The 26,558-nt window shown below is 65.1% G+C and carries 24 protein-coding genes; 12 read left to right on the top strand and 12 right to left on the bottom strand.

Annotated elements, in window-relative coordinates:
* The first annotated feature begins 90 nt into the window (after positions 1–90).
* A complete protein-coding gene (locus BDOA9_RS32865; RefSeq protein ID WP_025038198.1) occupies positions 91–1,833 on the top strand; it encodes an ABC transporter substrate-binding protein in 1,743 nt (580 codons plus the stop codon).
* 218 nt (positions 1,834–2,051) lie between these two features.
* On the opposite strand, the gene BDOA9_RS32860 is transcribed toward BDOA9_RS32865, so the two are convergent.
* The 5 genes from BDOA9_RS32860 to BDOA9_RS32840 form a co-directional block, all read right to left on the bottom strand.
* Positions 2,052–3,152 carry an alkene reductase gene (locus BDOA9_RS32860; RefSeq protein ID WP_025038197.1) on the bottom strand — a complete coding sequence of 367 codons (1,101 nt, stop codon included), beginning with the start codon at positions 3,150–3,152 and terminating at the stop codon, positions 2,052–2,054.
* Positions 3,153–3,333: 181 nt separating this feature from the next.
* Positions 3,334–3,837, bottom strand: coding sequence for a DUF1993 domain-containing protein (locus BDOA9_RS32855; RefSeq protein ID WP_025038196.1), 504 nt, complete (start codon positions 3,835–3,837; stop codon positions 3,334–3,336).
* 261 nt (positions 3,838–4,098) lie between these two features.
* Entirely contained in the window at positions 4,099–5,400 is a 1,302-nt protein-coding gene (locus BDOA9_RS32850) for a lytic murein transglycosylase (protein ID WP_025038195.1), read from the bottom strand.
* Between the two features lie 91 nt (positions 5,401–5,491).
* Positions 5,492–7,432 (bottom strand): glycosyltransferase, encoded by a 1,941-nt coding sequence (locus tag BDOA9_RS32845; RefSeq protein ID WP_025038194.1) that lies wholly within the window; start codon positions 7,430–7,432, stop codon positions 5,492–5,494.
* Positions 7,429–8,772, bottom strand: a complete 1,344-nt coding sequence (locus BDOA9_RS32840; protein ID WP_025038193.1) for an HlyD family secretion protein — start codon at positions 8,770–8,772, stop codon at positions 7,429–7,431. Before BDOA9_RS32840 ends, BDOA9_RS32845 begins: the two co-directional genes overlap by 4 nt.
* 287 nt (positions 8,773–9,059) lie before the next feature.
* On the opposite strand from BDOA9_RS32840, the gene htpX reads away from it, so the two are divergent.
* The 3 genes from htpX to BDOA9_RS40055 all read left to right on the top strand — a co-directional run bounded on the left by htpX (position 9,060) and on the right by BDOA9_RS40055 (position 11,375).
* Positions 9,060–9,998, top strand: a complete 939-nt coding sequence (gene htpX / locus BDOA9_RS32835) for a zinc metalloprotease HtpX (RefSeq protein WP_025038192.1) — start codon at positions 9,060–9,062, stop codon at positions 9,996–9,998.
* A gap of 135 nt (positions 9,999–10,133) precedes the next feature.
* Positions 10,134–10,775, top strand: a complete 642-nt coding sequence (locus BDOA9_RS32830; protein WP_025038191.1) for a tetratricopeptide repeat protein — start codon at positions 10,134–10,136, stop codon at positions 10,773–10,775.
* A 180-nt stretch (positions 10,776–10,955) separates the two neighbouring features.
* Positions 10,956–11,375: a DUF3551 domain-containing protein gene (locus BDOA9_RS40055; RefSeq protein WP_340162402.1), complete on the top strand. Its 420-nt coding sequence runs from the start codon at positions 10,956–10,958 to the stop codon at positions 11,373–11,375.
* A gap of 223 nt (positions 11,376–11,598) precedes the next feature.
* Here the strand turns inward: BDOA9_RS40055 and BDOA9_RS32825 are convergent, their stop codons facing one another.
* The 3 genes from BDOA9_RS32825 to BDOA9_RS32815 all read right to left on the bottom strand — a co-directional run bounded on the left by BDOA9_RS32825 (position 11,599) and on the right by BDOA9_RS32815 (position 14,132).
* Entirely contained in the window at positions 11,599–12,540 is a 942-nt protein-coding gene (locus BDOA9_RS32825) for an IS5 family transposase (protein WP_052363064.1), read from the bottom strand.
* Between the two features lie 274 nt (positions 12,541–12,814).
* The gene (locus BDOA9_RS32820; RefSeq protein ID WP_025038189.1) at positions 12,815–13,165 is read right to left on the bottom strand and encodes a hypothetical protein; all 351 of its coding nucleotides are present in this window, start codon (positions 13,163–13,165) and stop codon (positions 12,815–12,817) included.
* Positions 13,166–13,331: 166 nt separating this feature from the next.
* Entirely contained in the window at positions 13,332–14,132 is an 801-nt protein-coding gene (locus tag BDOA9_RS32815) for a hypothetical protein (RefSeq protein ID WP_025038188.1), read from the bottom strand.
* A gap of 232 nt (positions 14,133–14,364) precedes the next feature.
* Between BDOA9_RS32815 and BDOA9_RS39165 the strand changes: the two genes are divergently transcribed.
* A complete protein-coding gene (locus BDOA9_RS39165; protein WP_025038187.1) occupies positions 14,365–14,658 on the top strand; it encodes an antibiotic biosynthesis monooxygenase in 294 nt (97 codons plus the stop codon).
* 141 nt (positions 14,659–14,799) lie between these two features.
* Here the strand turns inward: BDOA9_RS39165 and BDOA9_RS32805 are convergent, their stop codons facing one another.
* On the bottom strand, positions 14,800–16,245 hold the full coding sequence (locus BDOA9_RS32805) for a helix-turn-helix domain-containing protein (RefSeq protein WP_025038186.1): 1,446 nt from the start codon (positions 16,243–16,245) through the stop codon (positions 14,800–14,802).
* Between the two features lie 230 nt (positions 16,246–16,475).
* Between BDOA9_RS32805 and BDOA9_RS32800 the strand changes: the two genes are divergently transcribed.
* The 3 genes from BDOA9_RS32800 (at position 16,476) to BDOA9_RS32790 (ending at position 19,144) form a co-directional block, all read left to right on the top strand.
* Positions 16,476–18,110 carry an isocitrate lyase gene (locus tag BDOA9_RS32800; protein WP_025038185.1) on the top strand — a complete coding sequence of 545 codons (1,635 nt, stop codon included), beginning with the start codon at positions 16,476–16,478 and terminating at the stop codon, positions 18,108–18,110.
* A gap of 72 nt (positions 18,111–18,182) precedes the next feature.
* Complete coding sequence (locus tag BDOA9_RS32795; protein WP_024341447.1) at positions 18,183–18,395, top strand: DUF4170 domain-containing protein; 213 nt, start codon at positions 18,183–18,185, stop codon at positions 18,393–18,395.
* Positions 18,396–18,589: 194 nt separating this feature from the next.
* Positions 18,590–19,144 (top strand): hypothetical protein, encoded by a 555-nt coding sequence (locus tag BDOA9_RS32790; RefSeq protein WP_025038184.1) that lies wholly within the window; start codon positions 18,590–18,592, stop codon positions 19,142–19,144.
* 104 nt (positions 19,145–19,248) lie between these two features.
* On the opposite strand, the gene BDOA9_RS32785 is transcribed toward BDOA9_RS32790, so the two are convergent.
* Positions 19,249–20,133, bottom strand: coding sequence for a metallophosphoesterase family protein (locus BDOA9_RS32785; RefSeq protein ID WP_025038183.1), 885 nt, complete (start codon positions 20,131–20,133; stop codon positions 19,249–19,251).
* Positions 20,134–20,226: 93 nt separating this feature from the next.
* Here BDOA9_RS32785 and BDOA9_RS32780 point away from each other — a divergent pair, with 93 nt between their 5' ends.
* The 4 genes from BDOA9_RS32780 to BDOA9_RS32765 all read left to right on the top strand — a co-directional run bounded on the left by BDOA9_RS32780 (position 20,227) and on the right by BDOA9_RS32765 (position 23,454).
* Entirely contained in the window at positions 20,227–20,718 is a 492-nt protein-coding gene (locus tag BDOA9_RS32780) for an NUDIX domain-containing protein (protein ID WP_025038182.1), read from the top strand.
* A gap of 48 nt (positions 20,719–20,766) precedes the next feature.
* A complete protein-coding gene (locus tag BDOA9_RS32775; protein ID WP_244521563.1) occupies positions 20,767–21,909 on the top strand; it encodes a hypothetical protein in 1,143 nt (380 codons plus the stop codon).
* Positions 21,906–22,847: a glycosyltransferase family 2 protein gene (locus BDOA9_RS32770; RefSeq protein ID WP_025038180.1), complete on the top strand. Its 942-nt coding sequence runs from the start codon at positions 21,906–21,908 to the stop codon at positions 22,845–22,847. The genes BDOA9_RS32775 and BDOA9_RS32770 overlap by 4 nt, the downstream gene beginning before the upstream one ends.
* A gap of 91 nt (positions 22,848–22,938) precedes the next feature.
* The gene (locus BDOA9_RS32765; RefSeq protein ID WP_025038179.1) at positions 22,939–23,454 is read left to right on the top strand and encodes a GNAT family N-acetyltransferase; all 516 of its coding nucleotides are present in this window, start codon (positions 22,939–22,941) and stop codon (positions 23,452–23,454) included.
* Positions 23,455–23,609: 155 nt separating this feature from the next.
* On the opposite strand, the gene BDOA9_RS32760 is transcribed toward BDOA9_RS32765, so the two are convergent.
* A complete protein-coding gene (locus BDOA9_RS32760) occupies positions 23,610–25,979 on the bottom strand; it encodes a TonB-dependent receptor (protein WP_025038178.1) in 2,370 nt (789 codons plus the stop codon).
* A gap of 145 nt (positions 25,980–26,124) precedes the next feature.
* Entirely contained in the window at positions 26,125–26,541 is a 417-nt protein-coding gene (locus BDOA9_RS32755) for a DUF2946 family protein (protein WP_025038177.1), read from the bottom strand.
* Between the last annotated feature and the right edge of the window lie 17 nt (positions 26,542–26,558).

The following is a 26,558-nucleotide window of genomic DNA, read 5'->3' as shown; positions in this document are numbered from 1 at the left end:
CTGTATAAAAGTTTGTCGCTGCAACGGAGGAACAACATGCGACAGTTTAGGAGAAGGAAAGGTCCATTGACCAAGAATAGCTTTCTGACCATGTCCAGCGCCGCTGCGATCATCGCAGTGTCGTTCGCCGTCTCGGCGCCGGTTCGCGCCGCCGACGAGGCCGTGATCCAGAAATGGATTGCGGAATTCACGCCTTCGACGCTGTCGAAGGAAGACCAGAAGAAGGAGCTGGAGTGGTTCGCCAAGGCCGCCGAGCCGTTCAAGGGCATGGAGATCAACGTCGTCTCCGAGACGATCACGACTCATGAATATGAGGCGCAGACGCTCGCCAAGGCGTTCTCCGAGCTCACCGGCATCAAGCTCAAGCACGATCTCATCCAGGAAGGTGACGTCGTCGAGAAGCTCCAGACCCAGATGCAGTCGGGCAAGAACGTCTATGACGGCTGGATCAACGATTCCGACCTGATCGGCACGCATTTCCGCTACGGCCAGACCATTGCGCTGTCGGACTACATGACCGGCGAGGGCAAGGACGTCACCAACCCCATGCTCGACGTCAACGACTTCATCGGCAAGTCGTTCGGCACCGGGCCGGACGGCAAGCTCTACCAGCTGCCCGACCAGCAGTTCGCGAACCTCTACTGGTTCCGCTACGACTGGTTCACCAATCCCGACTACAAGGCCAAGTTCAAGGCCAAGTATGGCTACGAGCTCGGCGTGCCCGTGAACTGGTCCGCCTATGAGGACATCGCCGAGTTCTTCACCAACGACATCAAGGAGATCAACGGCGTCAAGGTCTACGGCCATATGGACTATGGCAAGAAGGACCCCTCGCTCGGATGGCGCTTCACCGACGCCTGGCTGTCGATGGCCGGCAACGGTGACAAGGGCATTCCGAACGGTCTGCCGGTCGACGAATGGGGCATCCGGATGGAGGGCTGCCGCCCGGTCGGCTCTTCGGTGGAGCGTGGCGGCGACACCAATGGTCCGGCCGCAGTCTACTCGATCACGAAGTATCTCGACTGGATGAAGAAGTATGCGCCGCCGCAGGCGCAGGGCATGACTTTCTCCGAGTCCGGCCCCGTGCCGTCGCAGGGCAACATCGCCCAGCAGATGTTCTGGTACACCGCCTTCACTGCCGACATGGTGAAGCCGGGACTGCCGGTGGTGAATGCGGACGGTACGCCGAAATGGCGTATGGCTCCGTCGCCGCACGGCTCCTACTGGAAGGAAGGCATGAAGCTCGGCTACCAGGACGCCGGCTCCGCCACGCTGCTGAAGTCGACTCCGCCGGATCGCCGCAAGGCAGCCTGGCTCTATCTCCAGTTCATCGTCTCCAAGTCGGTGAGCCTGAAGAAGAGCCATGTCGGTCTCACCTTCATCCGTGAATCCGACATCTGGGACAAGTCGTTCACCGAGCGTGCGCCGAAGCTCGGCGGCCTGATCGAGTTCTACCGCTCGCCCGCGCGCGTGCAGTGGACCCCGACCGGCAACAACGTGCCCGACTATCCGAAGCTCGCGCAGCTGTGGTGGCAGAACATCGGCGATGCCTCGTCCGGTGCGAAGACGCCGCAGCAGGCGATGGATGCTCTCGCGGCGGCCCAGGACTCCGTGCTGGAGCGTCTGGAGAAGTCCGGCGTGCAGGGCGCCTGCGGTCCGAAGCTGCACAAGAAGGAAACCGCCGAGTACTGGTTCGCCAAGGCCCAGAAGGACGGCACCATCGCGCCGCAGCGCAAGCTCGCCAACGAGAAGCCGAAGGGCGAGACGGTGGACTACGACACCCTGATCAAGTCGTGGCCCGCCACGCCGCCCAAGCGCGCCTCGTTGCAGTAAGCGACGCCTCATAACGACGAAAGGCCGGGAGCGATCCCGGCCTTTCTTGCTTGGGGCACAGCTGTCACCACACCGTCATTGCGAGCCAACGGGTCCGCGCGAAGCGCGGCCCGATGACAGGCTCCGCGAAGCAATCCAGAATTTTTCCACGGAGGCAGTCTGGATTGCTTCGTCGCAAGGGCTCCTCGCAATGACGAGGAGAGAGCGACGACCCGCCGCTACTCCGCCGGCTCGGCCGCGAGCGTCGGGTAATCCGTGTAGCCCTTGGCGCCGCCGCCGTAGAAGGTGTTCTTGTCCCAGTCGTTCAGCGCCGCACCCGCCTTCAAGCGTTCGACGAGGTCGGGGTTGGAGATGAAGGGCTTGCCGAAGGCGATGAGGTCGGCCGCATTCGTCTCCAGCACCTTGCTGGCGAGGTCGAAATCGTAGCCGTTGTTGGCGACGTAGGCGCCGCCAAAGCGCTTGCGCAATGAGGCATAGTCGAACGGCGCGATGTCGCGCGGCCCGCCGGTGGCGCCTTCGACCACGTGAAGATAGACCAGCTTCAGCGCGCTGAGGCCGTCGACGATGTGATCGTAGAGGGCCTGCGGATTTGAATCCGAGATGTCGTTGGCCGGCGTCACCGGCGAGATGCGGATGCCGGTGCGCTCGGCGCCGGCCTCGGCGACGACGGCCCTGGAGACCTCCAGCATCAGCTTCGCGCGGTTCTCGATCGAGCCGCCATAGGCATCGTTGCGCTTGTTGGCGCCGTCCTTGGCGAACTGCTCGAGCAGATAGCCGTTGGCGCCGTGGATCTCGATGCCGTCGAAGCCGGCTTCCAGCGCGTTCTTCGTCGCACGCTTGAAGTCGTCGATGATCCCGGGAATTTCGGAGAGTTCGAGCGCGCGCGGCTCGGAGACGTCGGCGAAGCCGCCGTTGACGAAGGTCTTGCCCTTGGCGCGGATCGCGCTCGGTGCCACCGGAGCTGCGCCATTCGCCTGCAGGTCGACATGCGAGATGCGGCCGACGTGCCAGAGCTGGATGAAGATCTTGCCGCCGCGTTCATGCACCTTGTCGGTGACTTTGCGCCAGCCGGCGACCTGCTCCTTGCTATAGATGCCGGGCGTGTCCTGGTAGCCCTGACCTTGTTGCGAGACCTGGCTGGCCTCGGTGATCAGGAGGCCTGCGGAGGCGCGCTGGGCGTAATAATCGGCGGCGAGCGGACCGGGTACGAAGCTGCCGGGTACGGCGCGGTTGCGCGTCAGCGGCGCCATGACGAGGCGGTTGGCCAGGGTGATCGGGCCGAGCTTGTAGGTCTCAAACAATTTGGTCGAACGGCTCATGGGAATGCTTCCAGGCGATGAGAGGTCTCGAACAATTGTGCATCGCGACATCAGGCGCAAGGGACGAGCCATACGGAAAGTGCAGGCGAGCTACGCGGCAGCGCCCGCGTAGCATAATTCATGTGCAATTGCGGCGGCGGCAGCAGATTTCCGCTGCCGGCCGCCGTGCGATTCGACGAGGTTAGTTCGTGCCCATGAAATCACGTTTTCCGATCTCGACGCCGTTGTGGCGCAGGATGCCGTGCGCGGTCGCGGCGTGGAAGTAGAAGTTCGGCAGCGAAAACGAGCTCAGGAATTGCTGGCCCTTTATGGTGATGGATTTGTCCGGGCCGGCCGGGAAGGTGACGTCCCTGACATCGGCGCCTTCGAACTGCTCGGGCTTGAACGATTTGACGTAATCGATGGTCCTGGACAGCCGCTGCTTCAATTCCGCGAAGCTGGTCTCGGTGTCTGGCGTCGTGGGCACTTCGCTGTGAGTGAGCCGGGCGCAGCCCTTGGCGGCGAAATCGCTGACGAGCTGGACCTGCCGCGACAACGGCAGCATGTCCGGGAACAGGCGCGAGCCGAGCAGGACGCCGGGATCGATCTTTTTAGCCGCGCAATGCGCCTCAGCCTTGGTGAGCAGCCCGGTCACGCTGTTCAGCATTTGCAGATAGGCAGGGACGACGGCGTCGTAGAAGGACATGTGATGCTCGCTTCAATAGTGGGAAATCTCAGGAGAAAACCTGAGCCACTCACATGGGAGCCTCATGGAAGAATACAATCGCGGGGAAGGCTTGTGCGATGCGAAAATTCTGCCTCGTCACTCTCCGCCGTCATCGTCTGCCTTGTGCGCACTTGCGCACTGGGGCGGGCGATCCAGTACGCCGAGACGGCAGTGATTGAATCGAGAAGCTGCGGCGTACTGGATTCCCCGCTTTCGCGGGGAATGCTGCGGAGAGATTGTCTATCTGATCGTCGCCTGTGGCTGCGCCTGCGCCGTGCCGCCGCGCATGCGTGCCAGCAGCTCGGCGGTCGGCCAGGAATCCGCCGGGAGGCCGTACTTGACCTGCATCGCCTTCACCGCGGCGCGGCTCTGCTGCCCCAGCACACCGTCGACCTTGCCGACGTTGAAGCCGGCGCGCACCAGCAGCTGCTGCAATTCCTTGAGCTCGTTGAACGGCAATTGCGCGACCGGCGCAGCCGGCTTGCGCATCGGCGCCGCGCCGGCGATGCGCGAGGCGAGATAGCCCGCGGTGGTCGCGTAGATCAGCGAGTTGTTCCACTCGGTGTAGGCTGCGAAGTTCGGATAGGCCATGAAGGCCGGCCCGAAGCGCCCCATCGGCAACAGCACGGACGCTGCGAGATTGTCGTTCGGCAAGGGGCGGCCGTCGGGATAGGTGACGCCGAGTTGCGCCCATGTCGAGCGCGGCTCGCGCACGGTGAGATCGGTCTTCTCCCACGGCAGGTTCGGCGGCACCTTGATCTCCTCCAGCCACGGCTCGCCGCGCCGCCATTTCAGTCCGTTTGCGATGTAGTTCGCGGTCGAGCCGATCACGTCGGCCGGCGAGCGCAACAGGTCGCGTCGTCCGTCGCCGTCGTAGTCGACGGCGTAGTTGGCGTAGTGCACCGGCAGGAATTGGGTCTGGCCGAGCTCGCCGGCCCAGGAGCCGATCATCTCGTCGGGATGCAGATCGCCGCGGTCGATGATCTTCAGCGCCGCGATGGTCTCGTTCACGAACATCTCGGAGCGGCGACAATCATAGGCCAGCGACACCAGCGATTTCAGCGTCGGCAGATTGCCCATGTTGGCGCCGAAATCGCTCTCGAGGCCCCAGAACGCGGCGATCACGGCGGGCGGCACGCCATATTCCTTTTCCGCGCGCGCGAACGCCGCAACGTATTGCTTGATGTGCTGCTGCCCGTTCTGCATGCGATAAGGCGCGGCCATGCGGCCGGCGAATTCGGTGAAGAGCTGGCCGAACACGCGCTGGCCGCGGTCGCGGTTGACGATGCCCTGGTCGTAGACGAGATAGGGCGAGGCCTCCGCGATCGTGCGCTGCGACACGCCGGCGGCCACCGCCTGCTGCTTCACGTCGGCGAGGAAGCGATCGAAGCTCGCGCCGTTATGGCATGAGGCCGCGCGCGGCGACGGCGCGCCGGCCTTGGGCGCCGCGGGTCTTGCGGGCGGCGGAGCGAACTGGGCAGAGGCTGTGGCGGAGCATGCGAGGAGCGCGACGGCCGCGATCGCAAATCGGGTCTGGAGCATAGGGGTTCCGGCGGGAGGGCGGGCGTGGATTCGCCGGAAGTCTAAAGCATGATCCGGAAAAGTGCGAAGCGGTTTTCCGAAAAGATCAGGCCTACCCAAACAGCCGCATGAGCAGCGCCTTGCCGACCGGGAGCGCCTTGACGCTCTGATAGGCGCGGACATACTCGCCGGCATAGAACGCCCTGATCGCGTGCACGCGCGCGTCCATGCCCTCCTCGAACCGCACCGCGAATCCGTCCGTGGTCCGCCGCACCACGATCGCAGCGATCGAGCGGCCATAGATCCTGCATTCGATCGTGCTGCCGGGCCTCGGCGGATCGGGGTCGATCAGCCGGGCGCCGGTTATGGAGATGTCGGCGAGCCGCGCCAGATGCGACCTGCCGTCCTGACGCAGCAGCACCGGCTCGTTGCGATGAAAGCGCTCCGCCTTGCGCTTGCGTGGCTGCTCGATGCAGACGAAGCAGACCACGGTGAGGATGAGTGCGTTGTAGAGGCTCCAGGCCAGCGCCAGGCCGCCATAGGCGATGTTTTCGCCGCGCAGATGCAGAATGAAGGCATAGCCGATGGCGGCGAGCGTGATGATGAGGGTGGTGCCATAGAGCCGCAGCAGCGGCCATTCGACGAACCGCCTGTCACGGTCGCCGCCTTTCGCAGTGACCTTGAACTTGTGTCCTTTCGGCTTCAACAGGCCGGTCGCAACCGCCTTGAGCACGGCGGGCGCGGCGATGAGCTGCGAGACGTCCGTCATCATGGCGAGCGAACGGCCGTGCGACAGCCAGGCCATGGTGAGGCCGTTCCAGACATAGAACGGCAGAAAGACGCGCAATAATTCGGTGAGATCGGCACGGACCGCCTTGATGCCGAACAGCAGGAACAGCCAGGGCACCACCAGGCCCGCCACCTTCGATGTGTAGACTGCGGCCCAGCTCATGAAGGCGTCGATCAGCGAGAGCCGGTCGATGAAGGCAAGCTTTGACTCCCGCGAGAGCGGTCCGCTGCGGCCGCGGACGATCTGCATCAAGCCGAGGCACCAGCGCGCGCGCTGGGTGATGTATTCCTTCAGGCCTTCGGGCGCGAGCCCGATCGTCAGGCGCTCGTTGAGATAGATCGTGGTGAGGCCGCGCTCCTTGAGGCGCAGGGTGACGAGGTAGTCCTCGGTCACCGAGTCGGTCGGAAACCCGCCGATCTGCACCAGCCCGGCATAGCGAATGAGGGACGACGTGCCGCAGCAGAACGCGACGCCCCAGGCGTCCTTCGCCGGCATGAGGATGTCGAAGAAGAAGCGTTGCTCGTCGGGCCAGACGTCGGTCGCGGCAAGGTTGGTCTGAATCGGGTCAGGGTTGATGAAATGCTGCGGCGTCTGCACCACGCCGACCGACGCATCGTCCATAAGCGGGATGGTCCGCGCCAGGAAGTCGGGCCGCGGCACGAAGTCGGCATCGAGAACGGCGACGAATTCCGGTGGCTGCGGCAGCGCGCCGACATGCTTGAGCGCGTGATTGATGTTGCCGGCCTTGGCGTGGCGGTTGTCGGGCCGCGTGAGATAATGGCAGCCGAGCTCGGCCGACAGGCGGCGCAGCCAGGGCCGCCTTCCGTCGTCGAGCACCCAGACGCGATAATTGCCGTAATCCATGCCCGTCGCGCCGATGATCGTGCGCTCCAGGATCGATCGCTCCTCGTTGTAGGTGCAGATGAAAACGTCGATTAGCGGCGCGGCGGGATCGGTGGCGCGGACGTCGACACTGCCCGATCCGGTGCGGTCGCGCGTCCGGCTCAGGAACAGCAGCGACAACGCGACCGCGACCAGCGAGGCCGCCTCCAGCACCATGAAGGGGTAGCCAATCGCGGCATCGACGGTCAGATGCGGCGGCGGAAGCGTCGCCGTGGCCCGCCAATGCAGATAGCGCAGCAGCAAGGCCACCGACACGGCGGCCAGCAACGAGCGGGCCATCGTGCTGTCGCGCCGCAGCAGCGGCACGATCGCGATGAAGGCCCCGAGCGCAATCAGGCCGGGTGTCAGCGCGGTCGTCACGGCGCGGTCTCGAGCCTTGCAAACACGACGCGGCCAGTGCGCCCCACCGTGCAGCCATGGGCGGCCGCATCGGCTAGCGCAACGGTCACGCGATACGGCTCCTTGCTGAGCGCGTCGGGATTGATGGCGAGATTGGCGGGTGCACCGGCGGCTCCGGTCAGATTGACCACGGTGCCGGAGATCGGCGCACCGCCGTCGTTCGGCTCGAATGTCGCGTGGTCGCCGAGCTGCAGGCGGTTGTAGACACCTTCGGTGACGTTCGCGGTGATGACGGCGCTGCTGCAATCGAGCACCTTGAGTAGGGGCTGGCCGGCCTGCACGTCCTCGCCCGGCGAGGTCATCATCTCCCAGACGCGCCCTGCGACAGGCGTCGTGATGTTGGCCTCGGAGAGATCGGCGAAGCGAACCTCCTCGATAATGATCTCGTTGGCGAGCCAGGCGATCTCGGTGTCGATGCGTGCGAGATCGGCCTCGAGATCGCTGGCACGCTGCCGCATCTCCTCCTCGCGCTGCACCGAGCTGGGCCGGTCGTTGTAGCTGTCGCCGAGGAACGAGCCGTTCTGTGCGGCGGCGAGTTCGATCTTGGCCGCGTCCAGCCGCTTGCGCGCACCGAGCTCGGTCTGCTGCGACACCGAGAGCTCGCGCGTCAGCCGTGCCAATTCGACGGTCGAGACGTTGCCGGATTTCGCCAGCGAGGAGGCGCGCTCGACGGCGGCGCTGGCCTCGTCCCGCCGCGCTGCGGCCGCTTCGATCGATGTCTGGATCTCGGCGATGCGGGCCTCGAGCTGGAGCACACGCCCATCGCGGAATTGGGCGGCCTGCCGCGCCATGTCCTTTTGCGCTGCTTGCGCCGAGGTGAGCTTCGCCGCAAGGCTCGGCCGCTCGTGCTCCAGGCGCGATTTCTGCCGCCGGAGATCGTCAAGACGGGTGCGGTCGCCGCGCGAGTTGACGACGCGCAAGGCGACGGCGCCGGCGTCCAATTTGGCCTGGTCGGTCAGGCGCTGGGCGGCGACCACGCGCCCGCCGATCGGGGTGCGCAAGGTGACGAGGCGGGAATTCAGCACGGCCTCCACGCTCGAATATTCCCAGATCGCGCGCAGCGGTAGCCAGCCGAACACGGCGAGGATGGCAAGGCCGATGGCGATCTTGGCGCCGCGCCGCAGATACGGCCAGCGCCGCTGCGGTTCCGCTGCGGTCCGCGCCTCTTGCGAATGACCGTGGTCGTCGTTGGCGAACAGCTGCTCGTGCAGCGCCTCCTGCAATCCCTTGGCGTCGGTCTTTGTGTCTTGGGAGGACGGAGCGGCGGGATCGGCGGAAGCGGCGCGCGAGCGGTCTGCCATGACGGTCACCTTGCTGACGGGAGGTCAACGGAACCGGTCAATGCGCAAAGGCCGTGCAGTGTGCCCGGTTACCGCAGATTAAGCCCAGGGTGCACTTTCCAGGTTGCTAAGCCTCCGCGTGTGTTTTTGTGCAAATCTCGGTCAAGCTTTACCGGCGGCGGAAAGGCTGATCTCCGGCCATTGGATCTGCGGCCCCGCGACGCACGAACCTTGCAGGAGGCCGCCGCATTTATACCTCGAAGGTGCCGGCCAGAGGTTTTGCCCGCGGCCGGCCAGGAGAGACGGCCATGAACTATTTTCGTACCGCAATGCTGCTTGCAGGCCTGACCGCCCTGTTCATGGGCGTCGGCTATCTGATCGGCGGAGCCTCGGGCGCGATGATCGCGCTCGTCATTGCCGCCGCAACCAACCTCTTCACCTACTGGAACTCCGACCGCATGGTGCTGTCGATGTACGGCGCCCATGAGGTCGATCGTTCGACTGCGCCGGAGCTGGTCGGCCTCGTCGCCGAGCTTGCGGGCCGCGCCGGCCTGCCGATGCCGCGCGTGTTCGTGATGGACGAGATCCAGCCCAATGCGTTCGCCACCGGCCGCAATCCGGAAAACGCCGCGGTCGCGGTCACCACCGGTCTGATGAACCAGCTCAGCCGCGAGGAGCTCGCCGGCGTCATCGCGCACGAGCTCGCGCACATCAAGCATCACGACACGCTGCTCATGACGATTACCGCGACCATCGCCGGCGCGATCTCGATGCTGGCGCAGTTCGGCATGTTCTTCGGGGGCAATCGCGAGAACAACAATGGTCTCGGCATCGTCGGCTCGATCCTGATGATGATCCTCGCGCCGCTCGGCGCCATGCTGGTGCAGATGGCGATCAGCCGGACCCGCGAATATGCCGCCGACAATCTCGGCGCGCGCATCGTCGGACAGCCGATGTGGCTGGCGTCCGCGCTGGTGAAGATCGAGGGCGCGGCGCACCAGGTCCCGAACTACGAGGCCGAGCGCAACCCTGCGACCGCGCACATGTTCATCATCAATCCGCTGTCGGGCCACGGCGTGGACAATCTGTTCGCCACCCATCCCTCGACGCAGAACCGCATTGCCGCGCTCCAGCAACTCGCGGCCGAGCTCGGCGGGCGCGCGGCGCCGTCGGTCGGCGCCAACGAGAACTATCCGCCGCGCGGACCGTGGGGCCGCTCCTCCTCGCGTCGTGGTCCCTGGGGTTGACGGAGCCGGCAAGGATTGCGTCCGGCTTTGTGATCTGGCGCACACAGGGGCGTCCCCGACCGGTGTTAACACCTCGGTGTGACCATTTCTTCGAAAGGGGATGCGTGGCCGGCGCGCTGCCGGCCACCGTCGAAGATGACCAGAATTGCCGTACCATTGCTGATCGTCCTTTGCGTGCTCGTCGGCTTGTCCACGCACATGGTCGTCAATTGCGGCGACGAGGACGATCCCGACATCTGCTCGGCCGTGATCGGCTTTTCGCCGCTACGCGGCTCGCTGATCGCCTTTGCCTATGCAGGACGCGGACGGATCGCACTGCGCCATGGCGACTTCAGGCGGGCGATCGCCGATTTCGACGAGGCCATCCACCTCAATCCCAACCGCGCTTCGCTCTATCGCGACCGGGCGCTGGCGCGCCGGCAGAACGGTGACCTCGAGCTTGCCGTTGCGGATTACGACGAGGCGATCGCGCATGATCCCAAGCGCGCGGCACCTTATCACCAGCGCGGTCTCGCGCTCGCCGCAATGGGCGATCTCGACCGCGCCATCCTGAGCTACAGCACGGCGGTCCGCCTCGACCCCTCCGATGCGCAGGTCCGTCTCGACCGCGGCCTTGCGTTCCTCGCCCGCGGCCAGGCGGACGACGCCCGCGCCGATTTCGAGGCCGCGCTGGCGCTGCCCGCCGGCAAGGACGCTCATGCGCGAGAGGCCGCGCGCGCCAAGCTCGCGGAACTCGCCAGCGCCGAGCCGACATTGGTAGCCGCGCCGCGAAGATGAGGATCTGGCGCGGCCTTCGCGGCGGCAGCCTCTCGCGGCTTAGGGCAGGTGGCTTGCCGCATCGCGGCGAGTTCGGTGAGAGATGCGAAAAGCGAGACCGTCGCGGCCGCCTGCTGCGCGTATGAACCAATTCAACTAATATTGAGTTGGATCAAGACTGGCCGGGGCCAGAGTGCATCCATGTCGTCACCCCTGGAGGAGCTTCCAATGTGCAAATGGGCTTTGACGATCTTGACCGTGAGTATCGCCCTGACAGCGGGGCAGGCTCGGGCCCAAAAATATGACCCGGCTTATCCCGTCTGCTTGAACGTCGTTTCTCGCGGAATGACCCCTTACTACCGATGCAGCTTCACGACGATGGACCAATGCAGGGCGTCGGCAAACGGCCAGATGTGCGTCCTCAATCCCTATTACGCCGGTCCTGCCGCGAAAGGAAACGCCCGGCGTCAGCATCGCCAGAGCTACGCGCCCCCGAGGCCGCCGATCCACTACCGGGCTGCACCCTACAATCAGTTCAATGAACCCTACTATGGAGCGTCCCAAGGTTACGCGCCTGGCGAGAAAGAGCGATTTCTCCAAAGTGTGAGGCAATACATGTGAGGGATGTCGCTCGACAATGTTCGCGCAGCGCATGCCGAAAGCCTGATGAGATCAGGTTGATTGCTACAACGGAAGTGTACTCCCTCTCCCGCTTGCGAGAGCTTTGCGTAATGAGTTGTGCTGGAGTGAAGTTCGATATGGGGCTTTTTTTGAACGGCCTCGCGTAGCCCCAGAGGGGTGGGGCGTCTGTTTTTCGTGGCCGCGGGGTAGCGGCGGGTGGTGGTCACGCTGCGGCTCCTATCGGGCACAGCACCGCCCATCGTTTGAGGTTCATGGCGAGGCAGATCAGGCGCAGATGCGTCTGATTGCGCGCCAAACCCAGATAGCGAGCGCGCGCCCAGCGGTAGCTGCCCTTGAGGCGCGCGAAGACCTGCTCGACCGGTGCGCGGCGCTTTCCCACGGCATTGTTGAAGCGCTTCTGCCGCTCGGTGAGCGGATGATGCTTGTTCGGCCGGAACATCAGCCTCGGCTTGATTCCTCGCGCGGCGAGCCCGCTGCGGCGCTTGTGCTTGTCATAGGCTTGGTCGGCATAGACCGCCTTCTCATCACCACAGACCAACTCGTCGGCGGGCACCGTGTCGTTGACCGCAGCGTCGGTCAGCTTGCTGCGGCGGACGATGGCCGAACTCTGATCCATGCCGATATGGGCTTTGTAGCCGAAGTACCGCTTGCCGCCCTTCTTGGTCCAGCGTGCATCTGGATCGCGCTTGCTGTTGACCAGCTTGCTCGGTTCACGGCCGTCCGGGCCGGGCGGCTGCGGGTCCTTTGGCGGCTTCGGCGGCTTTACTGCTGCCGAGATCAGGCTCGCATCGATCAATGTGCCCCGGCGCAGCACCAGCCCGCGTGCGTCGATCTGATGCAGGATCTCGGCGAACAGCTTCTCGTCCAGACCGGCTCGCTGCAAAGCCTCGCGGAATCGCCAGATCGTCGTGTGATCAGGCGTCTCGTCGCTCAGCACAAAGCCGCAGAAGGCGCGGAACGAGGCCCGGTCGTCGAGCGCTTCCTCCAGCGCCGGATCGGAAAGCCCATACCATTGCTGCAGCAGCAGCGCCTTGAACAGCACCAGTCGCGGATAGGGCGGAGGGCCGCGCTCCGGCTCCGGAAGACCATTCAGCACTCTCTCCACTGCCGCCCAGTCGACCAGTTCGCCAATCCGCTTCAGCACCGGGCTACCCTTCCCCGCCGCGATACCAGCGCATCCGCGAAGCTCAGTTGCCCAACCTCTCGATATGCCATCCGAATCCGCCTCCACCACAGGCCCTAGAGAATCGCAAATCCTCCTCTTGTGCAAAGCTCTCGCTTGCGGGAGAGGGCCGGGGAGAGGGTGTATCCGCGACGGGATAACCCCCGAGAGGAGAAAGCCCTCCACCGCGCCGAGCCCTTGGCAGTCGATCCAACCTGAAGCCAATCCCGCGGCGGCAATCAGCGAGGAGCAACGGCTACGTCTTCTTTTTCGCTTTGGCCTTCTTTGCGGCCTTCTTCGCCGGCTTCTCGTCCTTTGCCTTCTTCTCCGCCTTCACCGGAACAGGCGTGCTGGCGGCCAGGCGCATCGACCGCGCGTAGCTGTCGGCGACGTTGTCGGCGGACATCTGCAGGCGCTTGGCGGCCGCAGTTGCCTGCTCCATGGTGGCCTTGGCCATCATCTTGAAGCGCTCGCCGGTCTCCTTGCCCTTGGCCTTGGCCGCAAGGCTGTTGAAGCGATCCCGCCGCTCCTTGGCACGGGTCATCAGGCCCGTATGCAGCTGTCTGGCCAGTTGCCGGATCACGACATCCAGGTCGGCGTCCGCCATGTTCTCTCATCCCCTTCGAAAAACGGTATCGATGCGGGCGGGACTATGCAGATCGGACCCCGCCTTGGCAATTGCCGCCTGTGCGTCATCCGCAGCTTACCGAGCGAGCGAAACGAAAAAGCCGCGCTGTACGCGCGGCTCTTTGGCTTGGCTTGCCGCCTTCGGCTTACTTGAGCGAGGCGACCGGGCCGTTCGAGGCTGCCGGCTCGGGGTCGAAACCGAACACGCCGACCAAATATTTGTAATAGTCCGGCATCTTCTCCTTGAGTGCCTCGCGCGACTTCGGATCGTGGAATTCGCTTTTGCCGGCCAGGAAGATGCTGGCGGTCACCGCGAAGAATTCCATGGGATTCTTCATCGCATAGGATTCCTTGGGCAAGAGATCCTTGGACTTGGCGAGGGCGTAATAGGCGATCACGCCCTTGTTGGCGTAGCCGTCCGGCAAGAGCCGCGCGTGGAAGGCGTGCAGCATCTCGTGCAGCAGCACGGCCTCCTTCTCGTAGCGCATCATGTCCGGCCGCAGCATGATCACGCCGAGGCCCGAATCGACCGCGAGGTCGACGGCGTTCGGATTGGTCCAGCGCTGCTTGTTCGGATCCCATACCGTCAGCGTTCGCGGCGCGCTGCGGCGGATGTCCGGCGTGACCCGGCCGTAGCACGCGGTTGCGGCGCCTTCGTCGAGGCAGGCGAGCTCGCTCGCGACGATCGGCACCGTATGGAAGAAGCGCAGCACACGTGGCGACAGGCCGGCGCCTTCGACGAGGTCGATCTGCTGCTTCAGATTGTCGGTGAGCTTGTCGACGTCCTTGCGGTCGGAGTTCTCCGACAGGTCGAACATGTAGCCGCGATAGCCCTGGAAGCCCGGTGGCAACGGCTGCGCCGGATCGGCGTCGAGCGAGCCGGCGATGGTTGGACTGGCGAACAGCGCGCCGACGATGGTTGCGGTCAGCAGCAACGTAATGCGCATGATGAACCCCCTGATGTCACTTCGCCCGGCAGATTAGGCCGCCGTTGTTTGCGAAAAGTGAGTGCGGCGAGACTAAGGCACCGATGTTGAGGCGTGCTTAACCGTTGGTTGCAGATCGCGCAGGCGGATTAGGAACGGGTTAACCAAGCGTGGATCGGCGGCGCGCTTCGGCGTAACATCCGTCTCCGGGCAACGAGCCCGGAAGTCGAGACAGCCGGAAGGGGAGGATGCCATGTATGCCGCCATCCGTCAGGCCAAGGCGAAAAGCGGGAGCGCGGAAGAGCTGACGCGCCGCATCAAGGACGGCGCCGTTCCCATCATCAGCGACGTCGACGGTTTCCGCGCCTATTACGTCGTCTATGCCGGCGACGACACCGTCACTGCGATCTCGATCTTCGACAAGTTCGAGCAGGCGGAGGAAGCCAACAGGCGCGCCATCGCCTGGATCGAGAAGGATCTCGGCCCGCTGCTCGCCGGCGACGCCCGCGCCGTGGCGGGGCCGGTGATCGTGCATACGCTGGCGTGACTTCGCGTCATTGCGAGGAGCCCGCGACAAAATTGCGAAGCAATTTTGCGCAGGCGACGAAGCAATCCAGGCTGTCACCGCGGGAAGACTCTGGATTGCTTCGCTTCGCTCGCAATGACGAGGAGGCAGCTGCGCCGGCCCTCACAACTCCCTTGCATTCGAGAACGCAAAGCTCGACACCCGCCGCGTCGTCTCATCCAGGATCAGCGTGCGCGTGATCGGCGGCTCGGCGCGCTGGGCGCAGTTCTCGCGCTCGCAGAGGCGGCAGTTGACGCCGATCGGGGTGCCCTCGGCCTTCTCCAGGTCCATGCCCGAAGCGTAGGTCAGGCGGGCGGCATGGCGGATCTCGCAGCCGAGGCCGATGGCAAAGCGCGGCTGCGGCAGCGGATGCGGCGCCACGGGGCGGCGCACCATCTGCGCGATCGAGAAATAGCGCGTGCCGTCGGACAGCTCGATCACCTGCTTGAGCAGGCGATCGGGCGTGTCGAAGGTCGAGTGCACGTTCCACAGCGGACAGGTGCCGCCGAATTTCGAGAATGGAAAGGTGCCGGAGGAAAAGCGCTTCGAGACGTTGCCGGCATTGTCGACGCGCAGGAGGAAGAACGGAATGCCGCGCGCGTTCGGCCGCTGCAGCGTGGTGAGGCGGTGGCAGACCTGCTCGAAGCCCGAACTGAAGCGCTGCGCCAGCACGTGGATGTCGTAGTTCAGCGCTTCGGCGGCCGCGAGGAACGCCGGGTAGGGCATCATCACGGCGGCCGCGAAATAATTGCCGAGGGTGATCCGGAACAGCCGGCGCGGCGCATCGTCCAGCGGGCCGGCCCGGCCGATGATGGTCTCCAGCGCCTGCGCGCATTCCCCTAAGCCCAGCTGGAAGGCGAGCTGGAATGCGCGGCCGGGCGGATCGACCAGCTCCGAGATCAAGAGCTGCCGGCGGTGGCGGTCGAAGCGGCGGAGCGTCTCGCGCATCACGTCGACCGGCATGATGCGGGTCTGGATCGAGTGCTTCTCGCGCAGGCGCGCCACCAGCGCCCCGTACAGCCCCTCGGCGGGCACGTTCAGCTCGTCGCGCAGGTTTTCCGCGGCCTGCTCCAGCTCCGGAAAATAATTGCGGTTGGCCTCGATCAGCTCGCGCACGCGCTCGACCGGATTGGCTTCAAAGCGCGTGCCGACGTCGCGGTCGGCCATCTGTGCCGCCGCCAGCGTCTCGCCCTGGCGCGCCTCGGTATAGGCCGCGTAGAGCCGTTGCAGCGCATGGGTGACGCCGGGGCAGAGCTCGGCGAGGTCGCGCAGCTCCTGCTTGGGCACGTCGATCTGCCGGAACAAGGGATCGGAGAAGATCTCGTTCAGCTCGGCGAAGAAGCGGTCCTCGTCGGCGGTGGCAAGGTCGCGCAAGTCGAGGTCGTAGGTCTCGGCCAGCCGCAGCAGGATCTGCGCCGTGACCGGGCGCTGGTTCCGCTCGATCAGGTTGACATAGCTCGGCGAGATCCCGAGCCCCTCGGCGATCTGGGTCTGCGACAGCCCCAATTGCTGCCGGATCCGCCGGAAGCGCGGGCCGACGAAGAGTTTCTTGCCGGACTCTGCGGCCATGGCTCGAGATCTCCATCTTGCATCAAGGACAGTCTTACTGACCTAATATTTACAAGCTTCACAAAATAACATCTATTACACGTTCAGATGTTACATGACATCACCAATAAAAAACAAGCCATCTATACGAACTTTGTCTTTTCGCGTTTAGCTCCTGATACGCATCTCGCAATGCATTGTCACGAATGTCGATGGTACCCATCGCCATCGTCAACGAAAGGATCAGGCACATGAATTACCAGCCCCGCGGCATCAGCACCCTCCAGGGCCCGTCTTCATATCTCGACGAGGTCAAGGCGGCTCAGGCGCTGCTCGAGACCCAGCCGACCTGGAACGGCGTCTCGGCCGAGGCCGTCGCGCGCATGCGCCTGCAGAACCGTTTCAAGACCGGCCTCGACATCGCCCGCTACACCGCTTCCGTGATGCGCGCCGACATGGCCGCCTATGACAAGGATCCTACCAAGTACACCCAGTCGCTGGGCTGCTGGCATGGCTTCATCGCCCAGCAGAAGCTGATCTCGGTGAAGAAGCACTTCGGCGGCAAGACCGACCGCACCTACCTCTATCTCTCCGGCTGGATGATCGCGGCGCTGCGCTCCGAATTCGGTCCGCTGCCCGACCAGTCCATGCACGAGAAGACCGCGGTGCCGGCGCTGATCGAGGAGCTCTACACCTTCCTGCGCCAGGCGGATTCCCGTGAGCTCAACGACATCTTCCGGCTGCTCGACAAGGCGCGCAAGGAAGGCGACAAGACCCGCGAGCAGGAACTGATCGCCAAGATCGACAACTTCCAGACCCACGTCGTTCCCGTCATCGCCGACATCGATGCCGGCTTCGGCAACGCGGAGGCGACCTATCTGCTCGCCAAAAAGATGATCGAGGCGGGTGCCTGCGCGCTGCAGATCGAGAACCAGGTCTCCGACGAGAAGCAGTGCGGCCACCAGGACGGCAAGGTCACGGTGCCCCATGACGTCTTCCTGGCGAAGATCCGCGCCTGCCGCCACGCCTTCCTCGAGCTCGGCGTCGAAGACGGCATCGTCGTGACCCGCACCGATTCGCTCGGCGCCGGCCTGACGCAGCAGATCGCCGTCAGCCACAAGCCCGGCGATATCGGCGACCAGTACAACAGCTTCCTCGATTGCGAGGAAGTGACGGCGGAGAACGCCAGGAACGGCGACGTCATCATCAACCGCAACGGCAAGATGATGCGTCCGAAGCGGCTGCCGTCGAACCTCTACCAGTTCCGCCCCGGCACCGGTGCGGACCGCTGCGTGCTCGACTGCATCACCTCGCTGCAGAACGGTGCCGACCTGCTCTGGATCGAGACCGAGAAGCCGCATATCGAGCAGATCGCCAGCATGGTCGACCGCATCCGCAAGGTCGTGCCGAACGCCAAGCTCGCCTACAACAACTCGCCGTCGTTCAACTGGACCCTCAACTTCCGTTGGCAGGTCTACGACGCGATGAAGGAAGCGGGCCAGGACGTCAGCAAGTACAACCGTGCCGAGCTGATGAAGGCGGAGTACGACGACACGCCGCTGGCGAAGGAAGCCGACGAGCGCATCCGTACCTTCCAGGCGGATTCGGCCAAGCGCGCCGGCATCTTCCACCACCTGATCACGCTGCCGACCTATCACACGGCGGCGCTCTCGACCGACAATCTCGCCCGCGAGTATTTCGGCGAGCAGGGCATGTTGGGCTACGTCAAGAACGTCCAGCGCGCGGAGATCCGTCAGGGCATCGCCTGCGTGAAGCACCAGAACATGGCCGGCTCCGACATCGGCGACGACCACAAGGAGTACTTCGCGGGCGAGGCTGCCCTCAAGGCGGGCGGCGCCCACAACACGATGAACCAGTTCGGCTAACGGCGGATCGGACCGGTCTGGAAGCCAGGTTGGAGTCCAGGCCGGTCACGCACCTCAAACAGGAGACTGACAATGACCAAAGGCAGCAATTTCTGGGTGATCGGCGGCGAGTTCGGCTCGATGAACTTCCACAAGCTCGTGGAAGGCTCGGCCCAGGTCAAAGGTCCGTTCAAGACCCGCAAGGAAGCCGAGGACTGCTGGCGCGAGGTGTCGGAAGAGAGCCGTCACAAGGCCGGCGTTCGCTTCTCGATCGTGGAAGAGCCGCAGCGCGCCCCGGCAGCCTGATCGGCCGCTGCCGAGCTGAAACAAGAAGACGTCCAAGGACGGATGGTCCCATCCAGGCGCTGCCTGGGTGGGATCGTCTGCTTTTGGCACAGGTGAAACGGCTGTGGGCGTCGTAAGTCTCTGGAATTGTGGGCCTTTGCGGAGGGTTTGGTTGCTGATAGGTTAACGAGGATAAGTCGAGGACGAGGCCGACAATGTCAGAGCCCGAGACCAGCGGGACCCATCCCGGCCAACCGCGCCCGGTGCGGCTGCGCGATGCGCTGCTGCGTGCGCGGATCGAGGCGGCCGACCGCACCGGCGTCGTCGTCGATTTGCGCGACGCCGAGGTGGCGCGGCTCGAGATCCTCAACGACGCGCTCGATCCCCTGTTCGCGCAGGTCCCTGATCAGATCGACCTGTTCGACCGCGGCATCAGCCAGGGCGATACGCCGCGGCTGTGGATCGACGTCGTCGCCCACATCGTGATGGGGCGCGACAAGCGGATGTACCGCTTCGTCCAGGACACCCGCTTCGGCCGCATCGTGCTCGCCGAATCGCACGACACCGCAATGATCGTCGAGGCCGTCACCGACTATGTCGCCCGCCGCATGATCGAGCGCGAGCGTGCGATGGTGATCGCGCCCGAGCCGCAGGTCCCGGCCGCCGCGCCGCCGCGCCGCTCGCGCCTCTGGCCGTTCGTGTTCGGCTTCGTGCTCGGCGCTGCCGCGTTGTTCGGGCTCGCGGTGCTTGCGGTCCTGCGGAACTGGTGAGGCTCTCTCCGTAGTCATTGCGAGGAGCCCTTGCGACGAAGCAATCCAGACTGCCTCCGCGGAGGGATTCTGGATTGCTTCGCTCCGCTCGCAATGACGGAGAGCTAAATCAACCGCACATGCTTGATCTGCCCGATTTGAAATCCCGCCCCGAGGCTTCGCACCGTCTGCTCGCAGCGCCAGCCGGCATTGTCCTTCTCGATGGTGAACAGATTATACGCCGCTGCCGGATAGCGTCCGTGCGCGAGCGCGGAGGCCGAGGGCACGCCGAGCGCGGGAATGTTGCCGTTGGGTCCCTCGACCCACATCGTCGAATGAATGTGATCGTGTCCGTGCAGGATCAGCTCGACGCCGTGGCGCTTGAGCAGCGCCAGCAGATCGGCAGCGTCCGTCATCCGCTTCGCCCGCGCGCTGGATTTCAGCGGATGATGCACCAGCAGCACGCGGAAGACGTCTTCCGCCGCGAGCCGCTCGAGCACCTCCGCAAGCGCAGCGAGCTGATCGCGCCCGAGCGTGCCGGTCGCCATCAGCGGCAGGGTCGGCACCGCCGTGGACAGGCTGATCAACGCCAGCGGCCCGCGCCGGCGCACCGCGGGGAAAGCTGCACCGCCAGGTGTGTCCGCGGCGATGTAGTGCAGGAACGTCTCGCCGAAGAGGTGACTCGTCGCACCGACATAGGCGTCGTGATTGCCGGGGATTGCGGTCACGCGGTCGGGCGGGCCGACGCTTTCGAGCCAGGCCAGCGCCGGCGCGAACTCCGCCTCCAGCGCCAGGTTGACGAGATCGCCCGTCACTGCGATGTGGTCGGGCGCCTGCGCCTTCATGTCGGCGACCAGCGCATCGAGCACCTCGCGGCGCTGGTACTTGTGGCGGTTGCGGGTCCAGTTGACATAGCCGAGCGCGCGCTTGCCCGCGAGCTCGATCAGCCGCGGCTTCGGCAAAGGTGCCAGATGCGGATCGGACAGGTGGGCCAGCGTGAAGGGAGTCATGGCGCGCGAATGCCTCGCTATTGCTCCGCTGTAATGGCAAGGTCGCGCGCGCCGCGCAAGCAGGGCCTGAAACGGGGGACGTCGAGGAGCCTGATGGGAGAACGTCTGAACCGAGCCCGACGGAAAGCCGAGCCGCTGCTGCGGCGGTTATTCCACGCCTATTTCCTGCTCGTCCGCGGCATGACGCTGGGCGTCCGCGCCGTGGTGCTGGACGCCGACAATCGCGTCTTCCTGGTCAGGCACAGCTACGTCAGCGGCTGGTATTTGCCCGGCGGCGGCGTCGATCTCGGCGAGACCATGGAAGAGGCGATGCGGCGCGAGCTCAAGGAGGAGGGCGACATCGATCTGACCGGCGAGGCGATCCTGCACGGCGTCTTTCTCAACAGCCACGTCTCCCGCCGCGATCACGTCGCGGTCTACGTGGTCAGGCAGTTCAGGCAGGACCGAATCCCCGAGCCCAACCGCGAGATCGTGGAATGCGGGTTCTTCGACAATGCCGATTTGCCCGATGGCACAACGCCCGGCACGCGGCTGCGGATCGCCGAGGTGCTCGGCGGCAAGCCCTCGATTGCGACGTGGCGCTGAGGGCGGCCTGTGCTAGTAACCCGCCTGATGCGCCCCACGGAAGACCGGATGAAGATTGCCAAGCTCGCCTTCGGCCTGATCTGTCTTGCGATCCTCGCCAGCAACATCGTCACGATGTCGCGCTGGAGCGAGGCGCGCGGGGTCTATGACGACATCTGCTATCTTCGCCAGGCGCATCTGTTCCAGCGCCTCGGCATCGGAGGGCTCAACACCAATGCCCAGCTGGACTACGACCATTATTTCGAAGGCAAGCTGAAGCAGATCGCGTTCGCCGAGTGGCAGGACCCGCTGCGCTGGCCGTGTCACAACCCGATGCCGAGCGGCAAGGTCGTGATGCAATATCCGCCGGGCACCGGCTTCCTGCTGGCGCTGTTTCCGGAAGGCAACCAGGTGGTGCCGCTGTACATCGTCGCGAGCCTGATCGTCTGCAGCCTTGCGCTGGCGGCGATTGCCATGGCGCGCACGCCGCCTGCGATCCTCGGTGCCGGCCTGTTCGGCGCGCTTGCCGTCTATCTCATGATCAACCCCGCCAAGGCGAGCTATTCGATCGCGCCGACCATGGCGCTCTGTGCGGTCGCGGGATTCCTGACCGCGTTGTGGCTGACCGGGGGCAAACGCAGCGTGCTGCTGATTGCGCTGGTCGGCCTCCTGCTCGGCGCCTCCGTCAATTTCAGATTGCCGAATGCGCTGCTCGCGGCCGGCCATGCCATCTATCTGGCCCTTGCGTTCCTGCGGACGCGGACGCTGTCGGGCTTCGCGCAGGGGCTCGGCTTCGGCGCCGCAGTCCTCGTCGGCATGGCCCCGACCCTGGTTGCGCAGGCCATCAATGCCGGCAGCCCGCTGGCCACGACCTATGGCAGTGCCGATGTGGTTGCGCCGGCCTTCGATCTCGCCGTGCTCGGCCGTTATCTGCGCGACATGCAATTCGTGCTGATCGTGCTGGCGGCCGGCAGCACGGCCTGGTCGTTGCGGGTGGGCGAGGGCAGCGTGCGCCAGGTGGCCCTCGTCGTCGCCGGCAATCTCGTCGTCAACCTCGGCTTCTTCCTCAGCCATCCGGTCTTCACGCCCTACTACGTCGTGCCGATTGCGATGCTCTCGCTGTGGAGCGTCGCGTTCGCCTGGCTGATGCAGCCGGAGCAGGTCGTCGCGCTCGGGCGCGCAACGACAAGCCTCGGAGTACCGTCGCGATGACCTCAGCGCAGCTTCGCATCGCGGTGCTGGTGCCCTGCTACAACGAGGAGGCGGCGGTCGCCACGGTCGTCGCCGATTTCCGCAAGGCGCTGCCCTCGGCGCAGATCTACGTCTACGACAACAATTCGCGCGACCGGACCGCCGCGGTCGCGCGCGAAGCCGGCGCGATCGTGCGCAGCGAGCGCCGGCAGGGCAAGGGCCACGTCGTGCGCCGCATGTTCGCGGACGTCGAGGCCGACGTCTATGTGCTGGTCGACGGCGATGCCACCTACGATGCGCCGAGCGCGCCGCGCATGATCGACAGGCTGCTCGACGATCGTCTCGACATGGTGGTCGGCCTTCGCGTCGATCAGGTCCAGGCCGCCTATCGGCTCGGCCACCGCACCGGCAACCGCATGCTGACCGGCTTTTTGTCCTCGACCTTCGGCCACGCTTTCAAGGACATCCTGTCCGGCTACCGGGTGTTCTCGCGCCGCTTCGTCAAATCCTTCCCCGTCCTGTCCGACGGTTTCGAGATCGAGACCGAGCTTGCGGTCTATGCGCTGGAATTGTCGCTGCCGGTCGCCGAAATCGAGACGCCCTATTTTGCGCGTCCAGAAGGCTCGTTCTCCAAGCTCAACACCTGGCGCGACGGCTTTCGCATCCTCGGCACCATGCTCAAGCTCTACCGTTCCGAGCGGCCGCTGCGTTTCTTCTCGGTCATCGGAATCCTGCTGGCGCTGGCCTCGATCGTCCTCGCGATCCCGATCGTGATCACCTTCATCGAGACCGGGCTCGTGCCGCGCCTGCCCACCGCCGTGCTGTCGATGGGCCTGATGATCATGGCCCTGCTGTCGGTGTCGTCGGGGCTGGTGCTCGATACCGTGACGCGAGGACGGCGGGAGATGAAGATGCTGGCCTACCTGTCCCAGCCGGCCTCGAAACGGGACGCGGGTTGAGCCGGGACTGCGCTTCACCCCGCTGGGCAGCGGCGAGGCTCGGCACCGCCCATGGACCTTCGCAGGCGCAAGTGCTACTCCGCGAATTGACATGAACGATCTCTCAGTGACCATCCTTCCCGAAGCCGCCGGCGACGCCCAGGCGATCGAGCGGCTGCACGAACGCACCTTCGGCCCCGGCCGCTTCGTGCTGAGCGCCTACCGGATCCGCGAGCACGTCGATCATCTGCTCGAACTGTCCTTCACGGCCCGCATCGGCACGCTCCTGGTCGGCTCCGTCAGGCAATTGCCGATCCTGATCGGCGCCACGCCGGCGCTGCTGCTCGGGCCGCTCACCGTCGAGCCGCCGTTCCGCGATCGCGGCATCGGCCGCCAGTTGATGGAGCGCGCGGTGAAGGACGCCAAGGCGAAAGGTCACCGCCTGGTGCTGCTGGTCGGCGACGAACCCTATTACAGCCGCGTCGGCTTCAAGCAGGTCCCCAAGGGCCGCGTCACCATGCCGGGCCCAGTCGATGCCGCCCGCATCCTGGTCTTCGAGCTCGTCGACGGCGCCTTCGAGGGCGTGTCGGGCCAGGTGGGCCCCGACTGGAGCAAGGCACGGAGTTAGATACTCGCAACGACGGAGTGTGCCGGGGCCCTCAAAGCGCGATGAGATCAGGATGAATCATCATCGCGCTTTAGGTTGTCGTTTGCGCATGATCTTTCCGGAAAACCGCTTCGCACTTTTCCGGATCATGCTTTAGGCCCCGACACAAGCGACGCTCAGAACTTGAAGTTCGCGAACGCCCTGACGCCGATGCCGGGCAACAGCACCTGGTCCTTGTTGAAGGAGACGGCATTGCGGATGTTCTCGTTGAGCAGGTTGTTGCCGACGAGCCCGACATGCATCTCGCGCGCGCCGAACCAGCTTCGATCGAGCTTGGTCTTGTAGCTGACCTCGGCCCTCAGCAGGTTGTAGCCGGGCGTCGGCGTCTCCGCGATCGGTGCGATGTCGTTTTGCGCGAATGCGTGCAGCAGGTTGATTCGGGCAAACCAGTCGGCGTCGCGATAATACACACCTCCGCCCAGCCGCTGGGGCGGAATGCGTGGCACGTTGGTGCCGTCGTCGAAGGTCGCGCGCACGATGTCGTATTGACCCTCGATGCCCCAGATCCCGTTCCAGACCGGCATCACGTCGTACTGGAACTGGAATTCGCCGCCACGAAATGTCGCGTCGCGCTGCGAATAGACCGCCTGATTCAGTTCGAGGCCCGCGCCAAGCTGGCAAACGCCGTCCTCACACGTGTTGCCGGTCAGGCGCCGGTAGATGAATCCGTTGAACTTGGTGTAGTAGCCGGTGATTTCGAAACGAAGCGGCCCGACCGCCCGTCGCAGTCCCGCCTCGACCGACTTGGCGGTCTCGATGCCGAGATTGGGATTGCCTATGTCGAAAGTGGTGGTGGCATCGTGGCCGCCGCGCGAAAACAATTCCGCCGGTTTCGGCGCACGCTCGACATATTGCCCGGTGATGCTCGCGACCAGATCCCAGGGAAGATTGTGGATCAGGCCGATGCTCCCGCTCACCGGCGTGAAGTTGCGGTTGACCGCCGTTGCGGGGCCGATCGCGGCCGGATCGACGGCAAGGTCGAACACATCGGGGACGAAGGCCGGCGCCGTGCCGCTCAACCTTGCGTTCTCGACCCTCCCGGCGATCTGAGCCTTGGTGGCTTCGCTGAACTTGAACTCGTTGAAGATGTACCCGGCGACCTTCGTGTTCTTGTTGGGGTCGAACAGTCCGTTGATCGGGCTGCCTGGATCGTCCGGACTCGGCGCGGTCAGCTTCTGGTGCGACGCCTGAACGCCCACGGCGGTGGTCAGCGCAGCAAAGCGGACGTCGAACGGCGCAAGCTGCACCTCGACGCGGCCTTCCTGTTCCTTGTTGGTGAAGGTCTGTCTCACGCCGAGGGAGCCGAGGTCGGCAGAGTCGGCGAGCCCGACCTCGTCGTGCTTGTAGTCGGTGGCGCTGGCCCAGAACCGGATCGCATCGATCGCCGCCGCGTCCGGCCGATATTCGCCTTTTGTCGTGAATTTGGTTTGTCGTCCGTCGATCCGCGTCAGGAACTCGCTGCCCTCGATACCGGGAATGTGGTAGAGCGCGTTGTGCTGCGTGATCGCCGCGCCGACGTAGCCGCCAGCGAAGATGTAGGAGCCGCCGACAGATCCGCCGTAGGCCTGCGATGCCGAATTCGGCTGGCGTCCGTTGAACGGCAGCGTCGGGTCGGTCAGGAACGGGTAGCTCGGGATGTTGTAGTCGCCGGCCTTGCGGCCAAAGGCATCGGCGTGGACGGCAAAGTTGCCGCCGCCGGCATCGAGCAGCACGGCACCTTCGGTCCCGCGATCGACCGAGGTCACGGCCGTTCGTGTTTCCGCGGTGATGCAGCCCGGCGATCCCACGTTTGCCAGCGGCGCCTTGGTCGGGAGTCCGTAAGTCGGAAAGGGCGCCGTGCAGGACGGCAAGGCATCCGGAATTCGATTGTTGGTTGCGCTGACCACGCCGCCGATCGCGGTGGAGCCGTAGCGCAGCGTCGCCGGTCCGCGGATGACCTCGACCTGGGTGGCTGCCAGCGGATCAATCGGCACGAAGTGATCCTCGCCGAGATCGGACGCGCCGTTGCTGCCCGTTCCGTTCTCGATGATGCCGACCCGGTTGGTGTCGAGCCCGCGAATGATCGGGCGGCTGGATGCGCCCGGTGCGTATTCAGAGCCGGTGATGCCGGGCTTGGAGAACAGGAGATCGCCGAGCGTGCCGCCGCCGTTGCGCCGAATCTCCTCGTTCGGCACCACGGTGACGGTCGCGAACTGGTCGGTGACAACGGGCAGTACGCCCTGCTGGGGCGCGGCGGCGGGGGCTGCCGCTGCCGGCGCTGCTTCCGCGGGGGGCTGCTGGCCGCGAACGCGTGCGGTGCGCGTGGGGCGGGCCGGACTGCGCGTCGGCACCACCGCTCTGCGCACGATGGGGCTCGGCGCCGTTACCGTGATGGCCGGAAGTTCGGTCGATGAGGCGCTTTGCGCGAACGCCGATGTGGTGGCGGCGCCGAACAGGAGCAGGCTTGCTCCGCCAAGGCGCTGCGCGCGTCGCGATTGAAATGACATGGTCCTGATTCCACTTGAGGCGCCGTCCGGATGAGGCTCTGCTGATCGGAGGCGGCCTGCCGCCGCAATGCGACGGAATTCGACTTCAACTTGTCCCAGGCACTTGCCGATGCGCGGCGAGGCTGGGCGTGATCTAGCGTTGGAGTCAGGACGCAGGAGGGGCGCGCGGCTGGAACGCCGTGCCGGCCGATGTCAGATGGGCGAACTCGGCGTCGAGGCTGCGCCGGAGCAGCTCGATCGCCTGCGGCAGCAGCAGCACGGGCGGCGTTGCCGACAGGACGGTGCCCGCCATCGCAATGATGGCGCAGATGGCGCAATTGTCTTCGCCCGAATGCTCGCGGTCAGGGCTCCCGGGCGATTGCTTCTGCACCGCGGCGCGGTCGCTCGCGGCAACGCCGTCGGTGCTGTCCCTGGCGCTGTCGTTCTGCTGGACTGAGGATTGAGCAAGGGGCGCGGCCTGCGCGAACCAATGGCTGTGGCCGAACGTCAGCACGAGCTGCACCAGCATCGCGAACAACGCGAGCCGGGCGCCGTGCCTGGTATTCGACCGGAACCACTTCATCTGGAAACGCCACCCCC

It is taken from the genome of Bradyrhizobium sp. DOA9 (assembly GCF_000617845.2).
GTDB lineage: Bacteria > Pseudomonadota > Alphaproteobacteria > Rhizobiales > Xanthobacteraceae > Bradyrhizobium.
Note: the sequence above shows the minus strand (reverse complement) of the source record. Positions and strands in the feature narration are given on the sequence as shown.

Excerpts from the sequence above, each read along its gene's own strand:
- BDOA9_RS32865 (WP_025038198.1), top strand. The coding sequence starts at position 91 with ATGTCCAGCGCCGCTGCGATCATCGCAGTGTCGTTCGCCGTCTCGGCG.
- BDOA9_RS40055 (WP_340162402.1), top strand. The coding sequence starts at position 10,956 with ATGTCGTCACCCCTGGAGGAGCTTCCAATGTGCAAATGGGCTTTGACG.
- BDOA9_RS32765 (WP_025038179.1), top strand. The coding sequence starts at position 22,939 with ATGAACGATCTCTCAGTGACCATCCTTCCCGAAGCCGCCGGCGACGCC.
- htpX (WP_025038192.1), top strand. The coding sequence starts at position 9,060 with ATGAACTATTTTCGTACCGCAATGCTGCTTGCAGGCCTGACCGCCCTG.
- BDOA9_RS32800 (WP_025038185.1), top strand. The coding sequence starts at position 16,476 with ATGAATTACCAGCCCCGCGGCATCAGCACCCTCCAGGGCCCGTCTTCA.
- BDOA9_RS32790 (WP_025038184.1), top strand. The coding sequence starts at position 18,590 with ATGTCAGAGCCCGAGACCAGCGGGACCCATCCCGGCCAACCGCGCCCG.
- BDOA9_RS32760 (WP_025038178.1), bottom strand. The coding sequence starts at position 25,979 with ATGTCATTTCAATCGCGACGCGCGCAGCGCCTTGGCGGAGCAAGCCTG.
- BDOA9_RS32805 (WP_025038186.1), bottom strand. The coding sequence starts at position 16,245 with ATGGCCGCAGAGTCCGGCAAGAAACTCTTCGTCGGCCCGCGCTTCCGG.
- BDOA9_RS32795 (WP_024341447.1), top strand. The coding sequence starts at position 18,183 with ATGACCAAAGGCAGCAATTTCTGGGTGATCGGCGGCGAGTTCGGCTCG.
- BDOA9_RS32840 (WP_025038193.1), bottom strand. The coding sequence starts at position 8,772 with ATGGCAGACCGCTCGCGCGCCGCTTCCGCCGATCCCGCCGCTCCGTCC.
- BDOA9_RS32775 (WP_244521563.1), top strand. The coding sequence starts at position 20,767 with ATGAAGATTGCCAAGCTCGCCTTCGGCCTGATCTGTCTTGCGATCCTC.
- BDOA9_RS39165 (WP_025038187.1), top strand. The coding sequence starts at position 14,365 with ATGTATGCCGCCATCCGTCAGGCCAAGGCGAAAAGCGGGAGCGCGGAA.
- BDOA9_RS32785 (WP_025038183.1), bottom strand. The coding sequence starts at position 20,133 with ATGACTCCCTTCACGCTGGCCCACCTGTCCGATCCGCATCTGGCACCT.
- BDOA9_RS32780 (WP_025038182.1), top strand. The coding sequence starts at position 20,227 with ATGGGAGAACGTCTGAACCGAGCCCGACGGAAAGCCGAGCCGCTGCTG.
- BDOA9_RS32860 (WP_025038197.1), bottom strand. The coding sequence starts at position 3,152 with ATGAGCCGTTCGACCAAATTGTTTGAGACCTACAAGCTCGGCCCGATC.
- BDOA9_RS32770 (WP_025038180.1), top strand. The coding sequence starts at position 21,906 with ATGACCTCAGCGCAGCTTCGCATCGCGGTGCTGGTGCCCTGCTACAAC.
- BDOA9_RS32850 (WP_025038195.1), bottom strand. The coding sequence starts at position 5,400 with ATGCTCCAGACCCGATTTGCGATCGCGGCCGTCGCGCTCCTCGCATGC.
- BDOA9_RS32830 (WP_025038191.1), top strand. The coding sequence starts at position 10,134 with ATGACCAGAATTGCCGTACCATTGCTGATCGTCCTTTGCGTGCTCGTC.
- BDOA9_RS32755 (WP_025038177.1), bottom strand. The coding sequence starts at position 26,541 with ATGAAGTGGTTCCGGTCGAATACCAGGCACGGCGCCCGGCTCGCGTTG.
- BDOA9_RS32815 (WP_025038188.1), bottom strand. The coding sequence starts at position 14,132 with ATGCGCATTACGTTGCTGCTGACCGCAACCATCGTCGGCGCGCTGTTC.
- BDOA9_RS32855 (WP_025038196.1), bottom strand. The coding sequence starts at position 3,837 with ATGTCCTTCTACGACGCCGTCGTCCCTGCCTATCTGCAAATGCTGAAC.
- BDOA9_RS32820 (WP_025038189.1), bottom strand. The coding sequence starts at position 13,165 with ATGGCGGACGCCGACCTGGATGTCGTGATCCGGCAACTGGCCAGACAG.